Source organism: Sandaracinobacteroides sp. (genome assembly GCF_057137845.1).
Window position 1 is genome coordinate 1 of sequence record NZ_DBNHFX010000216.1, and the last position, 1,286, is coordinate 1,286.

The 1,286-nt window shown below is 61.5% G+C and carries 2 protein-coding genes; both read right to left on the reverse strand.

The annotated features are described in order from the left end of the window. Positions 1–901: sugar phosphate isomerase/epimerase family protein (locus tag AC16JP_RS11635; protein WP_484340781.1), on the reverse strand; the 901-nt coding region annotated here is incomplete at its 3' end. Continuing rightward, the coding region (locus tag AC16JP_RS11640) for a hypothetical protein (RefSeq protein ID WP_484340782.1) at positions 898–1,286 on the reverse strand (389 nt) is incomplete at its 5' end. The genes AC16JP_RS11640 and AC16JP_RS11635, both read right to left, overlap by 4 nt.

Below are 1,286 nucleotides of genomic sequence, written 5' to 3' on the forward strand. Positions count from 1 at the left end.
CGACGATGCGGCGCCAGTCGGTCGTGCCATGGCCCATGTCGGTGACCGCGCCGTTCGCGGCCAGATCCTTCATATGAAGAAGGGGGATGCGATCCCGGTATTTGCGCAGGAACGCGTCGAGTTCGGCGACCTTGTCAGGGCCAAGGCCAAGTCGCGCCCAGAACACGTCGACTTCGAACTGCACATAGCGCGGGTCGGTTTCGGCGGCGACGATTTCCCAGGCTGAAGTCATCACCGGCTTGCCGTCGCCGCGATCATAGGGAAAACGCGCGTCGAATTCGCCGGTGTGATTGTGCACATAGAGCGTCAGCCCCTCGGCGGCGGCGGCCTTGCCCAGTTCGTTCAGGTTGGCGGCGGTCGCACGCACATCGTCGAGCGTGGCAAAGCCCGGTTTGCCGAAGCCGCCCGAGCCGATGAACTTTTGCCCGCGCGCTTTCGCCGCTGCCAGTTCCGCCGGCCATTTTTCCTTGTCGAGCGAGGTGTGGCTGGCGACTGCGTGCAGACCGTTTTCCTTCAGCAGTCGGTCATAGGCCGCCGGGTTGCCGTCGGAAATCAGGTCCATCCCCTCGATATTGCGGTAGCCGATCGCGGCGATCGCCTTCAGCACTGCGGCAATCTGTTCGTCGGTCGGGCGCACCGACATCAGCTTGGCACCCAACGGCTTGATGTTGCTGAATTTCTGGTCGATGGGCAGGCTGTCCCATTCAGGCGGGATGGTGACGCCTGCAAGCTGGCTGGCGAAAACATAGGCCTGGATCGCGACCTTGCCGATGGGAAGGGCAAGGCACTGCGTAGCAGACGGTGCTGGCGTCGTAGGCATCGCATTCTGCGCGTTGGCGGCGATTGGCAAGGCGCTGGACAGCATAAGAAGCGCTGCAATGCGATGCTTCGAAATCCTCATGTCAGTGAATCTCCTTGCGGTCGAGCGGTTTGCAAATGATACTGTAAACGATTACGCGGATTCGCCGCCATAGGGAAGGGCGTCGAACCACGGGGAGAACGCGATGCCGTTTGATCGGCTCCTGCTTCATTTCGATCAGTTCTACGCAGGCTGCGGCCTAAGCGTCGAGGAACCTTGCCGTCGTGACCGATACGATCGTCGAGCCCTTGGGCCACGACCAGCAGACGGGCCGGCTGTAAGGCGCCCGTCGCGACGATCGCCCGCGCGGTCATGATTTCGCTTGTGCTGACCGAACGGGCAAAATACCGCAATGCTTTACAGATAATGAGGTGAGGGCGAATGGGTTTCTCCTCGGCGCCAAGAAGCCGGCTTTTCGGGGTGTCGT